Source organism: Pseudarthrobacter sp. RHLT1-30-1 (assembly GCF_059383415.1).
Genome location: NZ_JBWZCG010000004.1, coordinates 32,976 through 48,103 on the forward strand (window position 1 = coordinate 32,976; position 15,128 = coordinate 48,103).

Annotated in this window: 10 protein-coding genes; 7 read left to right on the forward strand and 3 right to left on the reverse strand. The window is 64.7% G+C overall.

Annotated elements, in window-relative coordinates:
- The first annotated feature begins 189 nt into the window (after positions 1-189).
- Positions 190-2,154: an FAD-binding monooxygenase gene (locus tag AC50YM_RS04765; protein WP_494955826.1), complete on the forward strand. Its 1,965-nt coding sequence runs from the start codon at positions 190-192 to the stop codon at positions 2,152-2,154.
- A gap of 405 nt (positions 2,155-2,559) precedes the next feature.
- Here the strand turns inward: AC50YM_RS04765 and AC50YM_RS04770 are convergent, their stop codons facing one another.
- Together AC50YM_RS04770 and AC50YM_RS04775 are read right to left on the reverse strand one after the other, a co-directional pair.
- On the reverse strand, positions 2,560-3,417 hold the full coding sequence (locus AC50YM_RS04770) for a prephenate dehydratase (protein ID WP_494955827.1): 858 nt from the start codon (positions 3,415-3,417) through the stop codon (positions 2,560-2,562).
- Between the two features lie 227 nt (positions 3,418-3,644).
- On the reverse strand, positions 3,645-7,184 hold the full coding sequence (locus AC50YM_RS04775) for a DEAD/DEAH box helicase (RefSeq protein WP_494955828.1): 3,540 nt from the start codon (positions 7,182-7,184) through the stop codon (positions 3,645-3,647).
- Between the two features lie 255 nt (positions 7,185-7,439).
- Between AC50YM_RS04775 and AC50YM_RS04780 the strand changes: the two genes are divergently transcribed.
- The 4 genes from AC50YM_RS04780 to AC50YM_RS04795 all read left to right on the forward strand — a co-directional run bounded on the left by AC50YM_RS04780 (position 7,440) and on the right by AC50YM_RS04795 (position 12,314).
- On the forward strand, positions 7,440-8,501 hold the full coding sequence (locus tag AC50YM_RS04780; protein ID WP_494955829.1) for an electron transfer flavoprotein subunit alpha/FixB family protein: 1,062 nt from the start codon (positions 7,440-7,442) through the stop codon (positions 8,499-8,501).
- Between the two features lie 50 nt (positions 8,502-8,551).
- Complete coding sequence (locus AC50YM_RS04785; protein ID WP_494955830.1) at positions 8,552-9,703, forward strand: acyl-CoA dehydrogenase family protein; 1,152 nt, start codon at positions 8,552-8,554, stop codon at positions 9,701-9,703.
- Positions 9,704-9,735: 32 nt separating this feature from the next.
- The gene (gene fabG / locus AC50YM_RS04790; protein ID WP_494955831.1) at positions 9,736-10,479 is read left to right on the forward strand and encodes a 3-oxoacyl-ACP reductase FabG; all 744 of its coding nucleotides are present in this window, start codon (positions 9,736-9,738) and stop codon (positions 10,477-10,479) included.
- 395 nt (positions 10,480-10,874) lie between these two features.
- Positions 10,875-12,314 carry an MFS transporter gene (locus AC50YM_RS04795; RefSeq protein WP_494955832.1) on the forward strand — a complete coding sequence of 480 codons (1,440 nt, stop codon included), beginning with the start codon at positions 10,875-10,877 and terminating at the stop codon, positions 12,312-12,314.
- 7 nt (positions 12,315-12,321) lie between these two features.
- Here AC50YM_RS04795 and AC50YM_RS04800 read toward each other — a convergent pair whose 3' ends face one another.
- On the reverse strand, positions 12,322-13,284 hold the full coding sequence (locus tag AC50YM_RS04800; protein ID WP_494955833.1) for a LysR substrate-binding domain-containing protein: 963 nt from the start codon (positions 13,282-13,284) through the stop codon (positions 12,322-12,324).
- A gap of 132 nt (positions 13,285-13,416) precedes the next feature.
- Between AC50YM_RS04800 and AC50YM_RS04805 the strand changes: the two genes are divergently transcribed.
- Positions 13,417-14,313, forward strand: a complete 897-nt coding sequence (locus tag AC50YM_RS04805; RefSeq protein WP_494955834.1) for a CoA transferase subunit A — start codon at positions 13,417-13,419, stop codon at positions 14,311-14,313.
- Positions 14,310-15,092: a CoA-transferase subunit beta gene (locus tag AC50YM_RS04810; protein WP_494955835.1), complete on the forward strand. Its 783-nt coding sequence runs from the start codon at positions 14,310-14,312 to the stop codon at positions 15,090-15,092. The genes AC50YM_RS04805 and AC50YM_RS04810 overlap by 4 nt, the downstream gene beginning before the upstream one ends.
- Positions 15,093-15,128: the final 36 nt, after the last annotated feature.

A 15,128-nucleotide genomic window follows, 5' to 3' on the forward strand; every position in this document is an offset into this window, starting at 1 on the left:
GGAACCGTGCAACGTCAACCCCTTGTTTACGGGAGTTTCTACGGCACTTGTAACCCACGTCATATCTACCGTACAGTGTGGATTGGAGATAAGAGTTCTATTATCGAACGTTCTGTTCTAATATCGAACACCAGCCTGGCGACCGTCCGCCACACCACGACATGCCACACAGCGAAGTGAGGAAAGCCCGTGCAGTTCCACCACCACGGTTACGTATCCGGTGACCCGCGAGTCCAGCCAGCCGCCGGCGTCGGCATCGACCGGCCCACCCAGCTTCCCGACGAGGTCGACGTGCTCATCGTGGGCACCGGGCCCGCGGGCGTTGTCACCGCCGCGCAGCTGTCCCAGTTCCCGGGCATCACCACGCGGATCGTGGAGCGTCGCGGCGGTCGGCTCCCCATCGGCCAGGCCGACGGAATCCAGGCCCGGAGTGTTGAGACGTTCCAGGCTTTCGGCTTTGCCGAGCGGATCATCGCCGAGGCGTACCGCATCACCGAGATGGCATTCTGGAAGCCGGACCCCGCCGACCCGTCCCTGATCGTCCGTGGCGCCCGCGCCGTGGACGACACGACAGGTATCAGCGAGTTCCCGCACCTCATCGTCAACCAGGCCCGCGTCCTGGACTACTTCGCGGAATTCATGGCGAACTCGCCCACCCGCATGTCGCCGGACTACGGCCTGGAGTTCCGGAGCCTCGAGGTCGCCGACGAGGCGGAGTACCCCGTCACCGTCACTCTCGTCCACACGGCCGGCCCGGACGCGGGCCGGGAGCGCATTGTCCGGGCGAAGTACGTCGTCGGCGCGGACGGCGCCAAGAGCAAGGTGCGGGATTCGATCGGCTGCACGCTCGCGGGCGACCAGGCCAACCACGCCTGGGGTGTGATGGACGTCCTCGCCGTCACGGACTTCCCGGACATCCGCACCAAGTGCGCGATCCAGTCCGGCACCGGCGGCAGCATCCTGCTGATCCCGCGCGAAGGCGGCTTCCTCTTCCGGATGTACGTCGATCTCGGCGAGGTCGGCCCGGATGACAAGGGGGCGGTGCGGAGCACCAGCATCGAGCAGATCATCGCGCAGGCGAACGAGATCCTCCATCCCTATACTCTCGACGTGCGCAACGTTGCCTGGCACAGCGTGTACGAGGTCGCGCACCGCCTCACCGACCGGTTCGACGACGTCCTGCCGGACCAGGTCGGCACACGCACGCCGCACGTGTTCATCACCGGCGACGCATGCCACACGCACAGCGCCAAGGCCGGCCAGGGCATGAACGTCTCCATGCAGGACGGCTTCAACCTGGGCTGGAAGCTCGGGCACGTACTCGAGGGCCGCAGCCCCGAGAGCCTGCTGTCCACGTATTCGGCCGAGCGCCAGGTCATCGCGAAGAACCTCATCGACTTCGACAAGGAGTGGTCGACCATGATGGCGAAGAAGCCCGAGGAGTTCGACAGCCCCTCGGAGCTCGAGGACTTCTACGTGCGCACCGCCGAGTTCCCCGCCGGGTTCATGACGGAGTACACACCGTCCATGCTCACCGCCCAGGCCACCCACCAGGGCCTGGCCACCGGTTTCACAATCGGCAAGCGCTTCAAGTCCGCTCCCGTTGTCCGGGTCTGCGACACCAACCCGATGCACCTCGGCCACCACGCCACGGCAGACGGGCGGTGGCGGATTTACGTCTTCGCCGACGCCGCAGCGGCCCAGACTGCCCAGCCGGGCACGGGGCAGCAGGGCACCGGACCGCACGGAACGGCGTCGCCCGTCGCCGACTTCGCCGAATGGATCGCGAACGCACCGGACTCCCCGCTCGCCGCAACCCCCACGGGGGCGGACCGTGATGCGTGGTTCGACGTGAAGGTGATCTACCAGCAGGACCACACGGGCGTCGACATCGGCGCGGTTCCCCCGGCGTTCAAACCGCTGGTGGGGCCGTTCCAGCTCACGGACTACGAGAAGGTCTACGCCACCGATCCGAAGGCAGACATCTTCGAGCTGCGCGGCCTCGACCGCGGCGGCGTTGTTGTGGTGGTCCGCCCGGACCAGTACGTGGCCAACGTCTTGCCCCTGACGGCGACCGCGGAACTCGGCGCGTTCTTTGCGCCGCTTCTTCGGGCAGGCAAACGGGCACCCGAGCTCCAGGATCACGCGGGCTAACCGCCGGGACAGTCACCCCTGCCGACGTCGTGCTGACGCTCCCGCCCAGTTGCTTCCGACCGCCCCTCGCCGCATCCCGCGGAATCCCGCGGAATCCCGCGGAATCCCGCGGGTGCTGGCGTGGCGGCGGGGGTGCCGCACCGGGTAACTGGGACGGAGCGTCGGCACCAGGGAAGCAGGGCGGACGGAGCGTTCCCGGCCGCGCCCCGTCCACTTTCCTGGCTCAGCCCAATTCGCCACGGAAAACGTCCCATGACACGGCAAAGGTAAAGCGCTACGGGCATACCCGTAGCGCTTTACCGTTTGCGCGTCACCAGCCCGGATCCGCAGCGAATTATTGCTTGGGGCCCGCGTCGGAGGAAGCGGTGGACGCCGGCCAACCGTATTTTTGTGCGCGGCGGGCCGTCAGCTTGTGGCGGCTTGCCCGCTCCGGTATTCGGCGGCGGCATAGACGCCCAGGATGCGCACTTCGGTGGTGAAGAAGTCCAGCTCCTCAAGGGCCAGGCGGACGGGCAGGTCCTCGGGGTGTCCTTCGACGTCGGCCATGAACATGGTGGCAGCAAACTCGTTGCCCACCATGTAGCTTTCCAGCCTTGTCATGTTCACGCCGTTGGTGGCAAACCCGCCAAGCGCCTTGAACAGTGCGGAGGGCACGTTCCTGACTCGGAACAGCAAACTGGTCACAGCCGCTTCCGGCAACGCCTCCCGGGACGGCAGTTCCTTTTCCGGTGCCAGGACCACGAACCGGGTGGTGTTGGACGGGTCGTCCTCAACCCGCGAGGCCAGCACCTCCAAGCCGTAGATCCGGGCCGCGAGCGGGGGAGCAAGCGAGAGCTTGGCTGGATCGTTCCACTCCCGCACTTCACGGGCGGAACCGGCGGTATCCCCGGCAATAACAGGCTTCAGGCCGGCACTGCGGATCAGCTTGCGGCACTGGCCCAGGGCGTGGATGTGGCTGTGGACCTCCGTGGCCCCCTCGATGGTGCTGCCCGGGATGCCCAACAGGTCGAAATGGATCGGAAGAAAGTACTCGCCTACGATCTGCAGGCGGGACAGCGGCAGCAGGATGTGGATGTCAGCCACCCGGCCGGCGATCGAGTTCTCAATGGGAATCATGGCCAGAGCCGCTTCGCCGCCGGACACCAGCTCTAAGGCATCCTCGAAGCTGGCGCACGGGACGCTTTCCAGCTCGGGGAACATCTGCGCGCACGCAATATTTGAATTGGCGCCGGGCTCACCCTGGTACGCAATCTTCTGGGCCATGGTTGGTATGGTTTCATGCCGGGAGCCCACGTAACCAAACGGCTCGCGTTCAGCGTCACAAGGCGGCGTGCCGCGGCTGCAGCGCCAGTCGACCCGAGTTCGGCGTCCCGCCCACGGCGGTCGTGCCCGGCCGCGGGCTGAGTCCCGCAACGCGGGGTCCGATTTGGCCCATCCCGGAGGGTTTTACCGGCGGTACGTGACCCCGCGTTGCTGTTGGGATGAACCCGTCAGTCGTTGAACAACCCGGCCAGGTCCTCCGCCGTGAGCGCGCCGCCGGAGAGCGCGTCGCCCTCCATGACGTCGGCGAACAACTGGGACTTCCGGGCCTTGAGTGCCATGACCTTTTCCTCGATGGTGTCCTTGGCAACGAGGCGGTACACCATGACGTTGCGGGCCTGCCCGATCCGGTGCGTGCGGTCCACGGCCTGGGCCTCCGAGGCCGGGTTCCACCAAGGGTCCAGCAGGAAGACGTAGTCCGCCTCGGTCAGGTTCAGGCCGAAGCCGCCGGCCTTGAGGCTGATCAGGAACACCGGGGCGGCGCCGTTCTTGAACTCATTGACGACGTCGGTGCGGTTGCGGGTGCTGCCGTCGAGGTAGCAGAACTCGATGTTCTCCTCGACGAGCCGTTCGCGGACCTTGCCCAGGAAGCCGGTGAACTGGCTGAAAATGAGGGCGCGGTGCCCCTCCGCCACCAGGTCCTCCAGCTGCTCGAACAGCACGTCGAGCTTGCTGGACCGGACCCCGGAGAGCGAGGGATCGATCAGCGACGGATCCAGGCTGAGCTGCCGCAGCAGCGTAAGGGACTGGAAGATTGTGAAGCGGTTCTTGTTGACGTCGTCGATCAGGCCCAGGATCTTCTGGCGTTCACGCTGCAGGTGCGTCTGGTAGACCTTCTGGTGCCGCGGGTTCAGCACGACCTCAAGGATCTGCTCCTGCTTCGGCGGCAGGTCGTGGATGACCTGCTCCTTGGTGCGCCGCATCATCAGCGGACGGACCCGACGCCGGAGCTTGTCCAGCTGGGCCTTGTCCCCGTTCTTTTCGACCGGCTTCTGGTAGTACTCGGCGAACCGCTTCGGGCTGGAGAAGAGACCCGGCGCCACGATGGAGGTGAGGGCCCAGAACTCCATCAGGTTGTTCTCCAGCGGGGTGCCGGTGATGGCCAGCTTGAACACCGCCGGGAGTTTCCGGGCGCACTGGTAGGCCTTGGACTGGTGGTTCTTGACGAACTGGGCCTCGTCCAGGACCAGACCGGACCATTCCTTGGAGGCGTAGGCCTCGTAGTCGATCCGGAACAGGGCGTAGGAGGTGATCACGATGTCTGCGCCCGCCATGGCCGTCACCGGGTCCGAACCGCTCTTGGCGAAGGTCTCGCTGATCGCACGCACCGTCAGCCCGGGGGCGAACCGTGCGGTCTCTGCCTCCCAGTTTCCGACGACACTCGTGGGGGCGACCACGAGAAACGGGGCAGCGCCGGCAGGGGCGTCCTCGGGAGCAGCCGCAGCGGCAGTTTCCCCGGCCGCGCCAGCAGCGGCAATTGCAGTCGCAACGCCCGCCGCGGCAGCGCCGCCGTCGGACGCCGCAGCAGGCATGCCGGCGGCGACCTTTGCGGCGCAGATCAGAGCCAGTGCCTGCACGGTCTTACCCAGGCCCATGTCATCGGCCAGCACGCCGCCGAGTCCGTGGCGGTAGAGGAAACTGAGCCAGTTGAACCCCTCCAGCTGGTACGGGCGAAGCTCTGCGTTCAGCGTCGCCGGCAACGGCAGGCCCTTCACGCCGCCTTCCAGCAGCCCGCCGACCGCCTCGCGCCAGGCCGCGGCCTGCTGGTCCACGATGCCGAGCTGGGCCAGCTCGTCCCAGAGCCCGGCCTGGAAGCGGCTGATCTGCAGCGGCGCGTCCTTGTTGTCCTGCAGTTCCCGGGCCTCTTCAATCAGGGCCCGGAGCTGGTGCAGTTCGGGCAGGTCCAGGGAGAAGTAGGCGCCGCTGGGGAGCAGCATCTTGGTCTGGCCGGCCGCCAGGGCCGAGAAAACGGCCGCGAAGGACACCGGCTGGCCCTCAAGGGAAATCTGGATGCCCAGGTCGAACCAGTCCCGCTGCTCGGTGGCCTTGGTGGAGATGGATACGACCGGGGCCTCTTCGGCCTCCCGGTAGTCGGCAATCTCGCCGGCAGTATCCACTGCGACGCCGGGGATCTCACGGAGCACAGGGAGCAGCTCCGCGGTGAAGGCCAGCGTGTCCAGGCCGCTGAGTTCAGCCGATGCCGCCAGCCGCGGCGTGCCCCAGCCGCCCGTGGCGGACTCGCCCAGGGCCGCCACCACGTCCCAGGGCTGCCCCACGGCTTCGAGCAGCCGGGCCTCGGCGGGGTCGTCCCGGTAGCCGTGATCGCCGGGGTGGCGCCACAGCGGCTGGGCCGTGACGAGCGTGCCGGACTTGTAATGCCATTCCCAGTGCAGCCGGACGCGGTGGTCGGCGCCGTAGTTCGCCAGCAGCGACAGGGTGGGAACGGCCAGCTGGGGCAGTTCCACGGATTCATCGGAGGCCGTCACCCGGGCGCTCTGCTTGAGTTTGGGGTAGAAGCCGGTCAGGAAGCGGCTCTCGTCCCGGGCCGGAATGTGCAGCGTGGTTCCTGCCGTGACGAATGTCAGCAGCTCCTCGCTGAGCCCCGGTTCCAGCGGGGCGAGCGTGATGATGGTGTCCGTGGCTGCGACACCGGGCAGGGCGTCGGGGCCGGAGGTCAGGAAGATCCCGTGGGCGGGCCGCCCGATGGTCCCGACGGACGCCGGATCGACGACTTCGCCCTCAACCGTGATGGTGGGGGCGAGGGACAGCCCGCCGTCGTTCGCGCCACCGGCAGTCGGCGCAATGTCGCCGGCTTCGTCCCCGGCCGGAACCGGCGCGGAGCCGAACCGGGTCAGGTTGAGCCCGACGTCGGCCGGCTGCTCCACGAGCCGCACGGGCTCCGAGCCCCGGCTGTGCACCAGGGCGACGCCGACCTTCCGGGCCTGCGCCAGCAGGCTCCACAAGTTCTTGCCGGCATACGTGTTCAGGCCCAGCCACAGGCCGGTCCCGGCATGCTGGCGGTTGGCCTGGGCGGTGTGCGAGGCGAGGAACTCCTGCATCCACTCGACGTGGGCCTCGTTGCATTCGCGCCGGTAGCTCAGGTAGCTCAGCGTGTTCCAGGAGACATCGCCCCGGATCCACTTGCCCTTGGCGCCCATGATCACGGGACGCGCCTTGAGCTGGCGGACGCTGCGCAGGGGATCCCGGCGGCCGGTGTAGGAGAAATGCGGGGCGGGTTCTTCGATCTCGAACTGGAGCGCCAGCGGGGTGCCGTTGGTGGACTGCGTGATTCCGGGCCGGGCGATCAGCGGGCTGAGCGCCTGTTCCCAGTCAGCCACCTCAAGCACCGGCGTCTGCCGGGACAGGCGGCTGGAATCGGCGGGGGCCAGCAACTGTACCCGGATCGCGGGGTTGTCCTCGGCGGCGAACAACAGTGCTGCCACGTGCTTGCAGTCCTTCCGGACCGGGCAGCTGCAAACGCCCACGGTGCAGCTCCAGCCGCCCGCCTTGCGGACCAGCTTCGCCGTCGTCGAATACGGCACATCGGAGCCGCCCCGCACCTTGCCGAGCATGAGTCCGGTGGCGGCGTCGAAGGAAATCCCGGAAACGCGGCTCCCCATGGCGTAGGCAAGCCCGGCCGCGAGGGAGCGGTCGTTGATCGCGGGAGTCTGGATTGCCAGTGCCGCACTCTCGTCCGGATGGGATGGCATGTGCGCACTACTTTCAGCAGTTGGTCATCTGATCCATCTTATCGAGCCTGGCAGGACTCCCCGTACCCGGCCGTCTGGCCATGTGGATAACCGGGCGCCTAGCCGGAGAGCCGTCTATTGCCAATTCGGGAACAATAGCCACTACGAAAAGTATTGGACCGCAATAGTCCGGGGATGGCACCGTTAGTGGACGGTCACCAGTGAGGTTGACTGCAGCAACGAGGCGGAAGAGGTATCCAGCCGGTGAGTACGGGATTGAATATCTTGGTTCTGGTTAAGTACGTTCCGGACTCCCAGACGGAGCCTGAATTCGTGGGGGATTCGCGGACGGTAGACCGGTCCAACGGCATCCTGTCCGAACTCGACGAATATGCGCTGGAGGCGGCCCTGCAGCTGGTAGAAGACCGGAATGAAAAAACGGACCGAATTACAGTCGCCACGATGGGCCAGGCCGCCGCTGCCGGTGCACTGAAAAAGGCCCTCCAGATGGGCGCCCGCGACGCGGTCCTGATATCTGACGATTCCCTGGCCGGAACGGATGCGACCGGCACGTCCAAAGTTTTGTCTGCCACCATCAGCCACCTGGGCAGAGGCGACATCATCCTGGCGGGGATGGCCTCCACCGACGGGAGCACATCAATTGTTCCGGCACAGCTCGCGGAGCGGTTGGAACTGCCCCAGATCACTTTCGCCTCATCCCTGGAGCTGGCGAAGGCCGGAACGGTAAACGCCGATTGGTCGGTGGAAAAATCCGCACTGGCGGGCTCCCACACCACCCGGTGTCGCGTCACTAGAGGCATTCCCGTGATCACAGTCCGTCCCGGCGGCGGGGAGACGACAGTGGCGCTGTCGTCTGCCGCTCCCCCGGTGGTCACAGTCCAAGCGCCCGACGTCGTGACCGCGCGCGTTGTCCGCCGGGAGGAAAAGCAGCTTTCCACGCGCCCGGCCCTGGCCGGCTCCCGCGTCGTGGTGTCAGGCGGCAGGGGCACCAACGGGGACTTCACCCAGATCGAGGCTCTGGCCGATGCCCTTGGCGGCGCGGTAGGAGCCTCGCGTGCGGCGGTGGACGCAGGCTGGATTGAAGCGGCGGCCCAGATAGGTCAGACCGGGAAGTCCGTTGCCCCGCAGGTCTACATTTCCTGCGGCATATCCGGCGCCATACAGCACAAGGCGGGCATGCAGACCTCCCGGCTGATCATCACCATTAACAAGGATGCCGACTCGCCCGTCTTTGAAATCACCGATTTTGGAATTGTCGGAGACCTTCTTGATGTCATTCCCCAGGCCGTCGCGGAACTGGAACGGCAGCGGCTCTAGCCAGCGCGCCGCGTATGCCCCACTGAAACTTTTACAGAAAGAGGAAAATTATGGACGCCGAGGATTTCGAAGCAGTACTGGATACCGTCCGCGATTTCGTCCGGGAGCAAGTCATTCCCCGCGAGGAGGAGATCGAAGACACCGACGCCATCCCCGAGGATATCCGGAAGGCGGCCGCCGAGATGGGGCTGTTCGGGTGGGCCATCCCTGAGGAATTTGGCGGCCTCGGCCTCAACGCCTCCGAGGACGCCCGGCTTGCCTTCGAGCTGGGCTACACCACGCCGTCATTCCGTTCGCTGTTCGGCACCAACAACGGCATTGCCGGACAGGTGCTGGTGAACTATGGCACCGAGGCGCAGAAAGAGCAGTGGCTGCCGAAGCTGGCGTCGGGTGAGACAGTGGCGGCGTTCGCCCTGACCGAATCGGAGGCCGGCTCGGACCCCAGCGGGCTGAAAACGGCTGCCGTGAAGGACGGCGACGACTACATCATCAATGGCACCAAGCGGTTCATCACCAACGCTCAGCTGTCCACCCTGCTGATCGTGTTCGCCCGGACGGACCCGGACGCCAAGGGGACCAAAGGTATTTCCGCCTTCCTGATGGACACCACGTCCCCCGGCGTCACGATCGGCGCCCATGACAAGAAAATGGGTCAGGAAGGCGCCTGGACTTCGGAGATCTACTTCGACGATGTTCGGATCAGCAAGGACCGGTTGGTCGGGGGCGCCGAGGAGGTCGGCTTCCATGCGGCGATGGCGTCGCTGAACAAGGGCCGGCTGCACATCGCAGCCATGTGCGTGGGCCAGGCCCAGCGGATCCTGGACGAATCGGTGGCCTATGCCGTCACAGCCAAGCAGGGCGGCAACGCGATCGGTACTTTCCAGCTGGTCCAGGCCATGCTGGCGGAGTCCTATGCAGAGCTGTTGGCTGGACGTGAGCTGGTGCTCGGTGCGGCCGCGCGCTTTGACAGCGGAGAAGATAAAAAACTCGGGCCGTCGTCGGCCAAGTTGTTCTGCTCGGAGATGTTGGGACGCGTGGCGGACCGTGGAGTGCAGGTACACGGCGGTATGGGTTACATGCGCTCCGTTCCCGTTGAGCGGTTCTACCGTGCGGCCAGGCTGTTCCGCATCTATGAGGGAACCAGCGAAATTCAGAAACTGGTGATTGCCCGCCAGCTCCTGAAGAGCGCGGCCACAGCGTAACTACCGATTCGTGAACAAGTAAGGGAGTTGGAATGGGTTTGCTCGAGGGGCGCACCAGTATTATCACCGGCGGGGCGCAGGGCATCGGATTTTCGATAGCCGAGGCCTTCGCCAAAGAGGGTTCAAACATCGTTCTCGGAGATTTGAATGGCTCTGCTGTTGAAGCCGCGGCACTGCGGCTCGGCATTGGCGGAAAAGCCATCGGGGTTGAGTGCGACGTCACGGATGCGGCCAGCGTTGACGCACTGCTACGGGCGGCCGTCGAGACATTCGGGCAGGTCGACGTCATGGTCAACAATGCCGGCATCACCCGTGATGCGACGATGCGCAAGATGACCGAAGATCAGTTTGACCAAGTGATTGACGTCCATTTGAAGGGGACGTGGCTCGGCACACGCGCGGCCTCGCTGGTGATGCGGGAGAACGCCTCGGGCGGCTCCATCATCAACGTTTCGTCGATCTCCGGCAAGGTCGGAATGGTCGGGCAGACAAACTACAGCGCAGCCAAAGCCGGCATCGTTGGTCTCACCAAGGCGGCGGCCAAGGAATTGGGATTCAAGGGAGTGCGGGTTAACGCCGTGCAGCCAGGCCTGATCCGGACGCCGATGACGGATGTGCTGCGGGAAGATGTGATGGCACAAAAGCTCGCCGAGATCCCCATGGGCCGTGCCGGTGAGCCATCCGAGGTGGCCCAAGTTGTCCTGTTCCTGGCCAGCGACATGTCGAGCTACATGAGCGGGACAGTGCTGGAGATCGCCGGGGGACGGCACATCTGATAGTCAGTCAAGCAGGTCACGCAAACGCCCGGCGGGGATTTCCCCGCCGGGCGTTTGCGTGCCCTGTCGAGCATGCGTGTGTACGCGCAAGCCCGCCGCGGGCCCTGGTGCGGCCCCGTCCACGGAGGACATGAGCCGCGTCGCTTCCGGCTGAGCCCGTTCGATTCCGCCCACAGCAAAGCCGCGACAGGGCGACTTTCCTTATTTTCCACAGGTCGCAAAATCTCGTGACGCGCGTCACCCTCTAGATGTAGGGGTGAAATGCGTTTTATTTAGATTTGAACAATAATGTGAGCCTCATAAAGTATTGGACCGGGCCTAGTCGATCTGACATCGTCGGTGCAACAGGAGCCCCATTTTGGGGTTTTTCTATGTTGGCAGAGAGGGCAACCTAGATGAGCACGACGACGATTGAACCCACCGAGAAGGAAGTCAACAAGAAGGCCTTCAGGGCCGGTATTGCTTCCTTTATCGGTACCACTATCGAGTGGTACGACTTCTACATTTACGGGACCGCCGCGGCGCTGGTGTTCGGCAAGGTGTTCTTCCCTTCCGATATGGAGGCCGGCCTTAGCACCATGCTGGCCTTTGTTACCCTCTGGGCCGGCTTCCTGGCCCGACCGATCGGCGGGATCATCTTCGGCCACCTCGGCGACAAGATCGGCCGCAAAAACACCCTGGTTATCACGCTGATTATGATGGGCGTTGCGACGGTCGGAATCGGTCTGCTCCCGTCATACGCACAGATCGGCATGGGCGCACCTGTCCTGCTGGTGCTGCTGCGTGTCTTCCAGGGGGTAGCCGTGGGCGGCGAATGGGGCGGAGCGGTGCTTATCGCCAGCGAGAACGCCCCCAAGGGCAAGAGCATCCTCTACTCTGCCTTCGCCCAGCAGGGTTCGCCCACGGGCAATCTGCTGGCCACCATCGCCTTCTTCGCCCTGAGCGCCATGCCAACCCCCGACTTCATCCTCTACGGCTGGCGCATCCCGTTCCTTATCTCCGCCGTCCTGGTGATCGTCGGAATGGTAATCCGGCTCAAGCTCGAAGAGTCCGACGAAATGAAGCTGGTTCTCAAGCGCAAGAAAACGGTCAAGCTGCCGCTCGGCGAGGTTCTCCGCAAGCACTGGGTTCTGGTCCTGCTGGGCGCCGGAGCCCTGCCGCTGGTCCAGGTGACATATTTCAAGAACACGTTCGCCCTGTCGTGGGCCACGAAAGAACTCGGCTACGACAGCGGCACGTTCCTGGCGATCATCGCCATCGCGTTGGTGGTGCAGTTCTGCGTGCAGCCGTTCGGCGCCGTCCTGGTCTCCCGGATGGACATGCGCAAGGCCATCTGCCTGATGGTTTTGCCGGAGTTCATCCTGATGCCGGCCATGTTTTTCGCCATCCAGACCGAGAACTTTTGGCTCGCCGTTGTCGCCATGAGCGTGGCAACAATCCCGCATGCGATGTTCTACGGGGCAATCGGCGGCTTGCTGGCACGGGCCTTCCCAGCCAATATCCGTTACACGGGGCTGTCATTGTCCTATCAGCTGTGCTCCCTGGTGGTCGGCGGCGGAACCCCGGTGCTGGCACAGTGGATGCTCAACTCCACCGGCAGCATTGTGCCGGTGGCTATCACCTCCGGTTGCTACGCCCTGGTTTCGCTGGTCTGCACCCTGCTGCTGCTGAAGCGAACCGGATTCGACGCGAAGGCGCTGTCCACCGCCGAACAGTCTGACTCCGACGAGCTGGGGCTGGAGGCCCTTGCGGCCGGCAGGGAAATGTCCCCCGAAATGCACGGATCAGACGACTCGCGCCCCGGCGGCCGGGCGGCTGAACCTAGCCGTACGTAGCAACTTCTTAGCCGGTTCCAGGGAGGGCGGGGGAACGGGGACTCTCCGGCCCTCCCTGGCTTCCGGCCGGTCCAACTGCGGGCGTCGGGAGAGCTTCTTCTGACAGTCTGAGAACTTCTTTCAGCGCGGGACTTTCGTTGTCTTGCCGCCAGGCAAGGCGCAGCTCGAGAGGCTTCGGCGAATTGGACAGCGGACGGAACACGACGCCGGGATTGTTGACACTCTGGGCCACGCTGGCCAAGGTGAGCGAGATCCCTACCTCGGCGGAGACCAGGGCCATCAGGGAGAACGAATCAGGGGCGCTCTGGACGATCCGAGGAAAGTACCCGGCCTGCTCGGCGGTCCGCAGCAGCGCATCCCGCAGGCTGGAGCCGGGTTCCCCGGGCAAAGCGACCCAGCCTTCGCTCTCCAGCTCCTTCATCTGCAGCGAGGCGCGGTGCGCCAGGCGGTGGTCCGAGGGGAGAGCTACCAGCAGGTGCTCGAGGGCAATCAGCCGGGAGGCAATTCCCGGTGGCGGGGTTGTCCAGCGGACCATTCCGACGTCGAGGGTGCCGTCCAGCACTTTGCTGAGCGCTTCGGTGGCATAGGCCGTGCTGTTTAGGACGAACTCGATCCCTGGATTCGTTTTCCGGACCAGTTTGGCCCACTGGCCAATCAGGAGGTGGGATGAGGCGCCCGCAAAGCCGATCCGTACCCGCCCGGTTTGACCTTTGCCCGCAGCTGCAACGGCGATCTCCGCCATTCTGCAGGAGTCCAGAATGTCCCGGGCCGGTTGAACCAGGGCTTCTCCGGCCGCTGTAAGCCGCACGTTGCGGGTGTCGCGGTCAAATAGCCGGGCACCAAGCGCCTTCTCCAGCTGGCGGATCGTCCTGCTGAGCGGAGGCTGGCCCACATGAAGCCGCAGCGCGGCCCGGCCGAAGTGCAGTTCTTCTGCGACCGCCAGGAAGGCGCTGACCTGATGTATATCCATAAGTAATTATGTCCCCACGGGCAATAGTCTGGTCAATATTTTGTATTGGACTATACCTAATGCCGGTGGGAAAGTTGAGGCAAGATGCACGGGTTAGCGGAGGAAAGCATGTCAAAAGACAAAGTCGTCAGTATGAGTGAAGCCATTGCCGCCTACGTTGAAGACGGGATGACGGTTGCCCTGGAAGGGTTCTCGCATCTGATTCCGTTCGCGGCAGCCCATGAAATTATTCGGCAGGGGCGCCGAAACCTCACGCTGTGCAGGATGACCCCCGACATCGTCTCGGATCAGCTGCTGGCGGCCGGTTGCGTGTCCAAGCTGGTCGCGTCGTTCTTTGCCAGCGGGTCGGCGGGGTCGCTGCACGAACTGCGCCGCCGGGTCGAAGACCATGACCCGGTCAAGCTGGAGGTTGAGGAATACAGCCACTACGGGATGGTCTGCCGGTATCAGGCCGGCGCGTCAGGGCTGCCCTTCTTTCCGTTGCTGTCCTATGCCGGCAGCGATCTGCCCAAACTCAATCCGCGGATCAAGTTGGTGGACAACCCCTACGGCGAGGGCACCGTTTACGTGGTCCCCCCGCTGAACCCGGATGTCACGATAATCCACGCCCAGCGCGCGGACCGGAGCGGTAACGTGCAAATCTGGGGAATTTCCGGTGTGCAGCAGGAAGCCGTCTATGCCGCCAGGAAGGCGATCGTTGTTGTTGAGGAGATCGTTGACGATGAGGTTATTCGTTCTGACCCCAGCCGGACGCTGATTCCCTCGCATGCCGTGGATGCCATCGTGGTCTGCCCGCAGGGCGCGCATCCCTCCTATTCGCAGGGCTACTACGACCGGGACTGTGCCTTCTATCGGCGCTGGACGCCGATCAGCAAAGACCCCGCGTTGCTGCAGGAATGGCTCCGGGAGTGGGTCTACGAAACGGCTGATCACGAGGGGTACCTCGCCAAGCTCGGGGCCGACTACTGGAACGGGCTTGAAGTAACACCGAACTATTCAGAACCCGTCAACTATGGGAGTCGGCAATGACAATTTCCGCCATCGAAACAGCCTCCGCAACGGAGATCATCGCGGCCGTTGCAGCCCGGGCCCTCGCCGGCAAGGCGCGTGTCTTTGCCGGCGTTGGCCTGCCCACTCTCGCCGTGGACCTTGCCAAACGCACCGTCAATCCGGGAATTGAGCTCATCTACGAGTCAGGCGTGTGCGGGGCCCACCCGGCGGCCATGGCCGAGGGCATCGCGGATTCGGTAGTGGTCTCGGGCGCGGAATCGGTGCTCAGCATCCCCGCGCTCTTCGCCTATGTCCTGCAGGGCGGCAATGTCGACGTCGGCTTCCTGGGCGCCGGGCAGATCGACCGGCACGGCAGCCTGAACACCAGCTTCATCGGCGACTGGGACAAGCCGACGGTGCGGCTGCCCGGATCCGGTGGGGCCGTAGAGATCATGCCGAACGCGGGCGAAGTCTTCGTGGTGATGCGCCGGCACGACCTGAGCTCATTCCCCGCTGAGCTGGACTTCTGCACGTCGCCGAGCCCTGTCCGGGCACATGCCAGCGGTGACGGCATCATGCCGCGGGGGATGGGAGTCAGCAAGGTCTTCAGCAGCCTCGGAGTACTGTCCCGCTCCGGACCTTTTGAAGAGCTGGAGTTAACCAGCATCCATGAAGGCGTCACTGTCGACCAGGTCCGGGCAAATACGGGCTGGGACCTGCGGATTTCCCCTGAGCTGACCGTCACCGAACCGCCAACCAGTGAGGAGATCCGGCTGCTTCGCGACGAGATCGACAAGGTCAGGCTCTACCTGCGCTGACGCCGGACACCCTGGCCAATCCCACTACTGTATGGA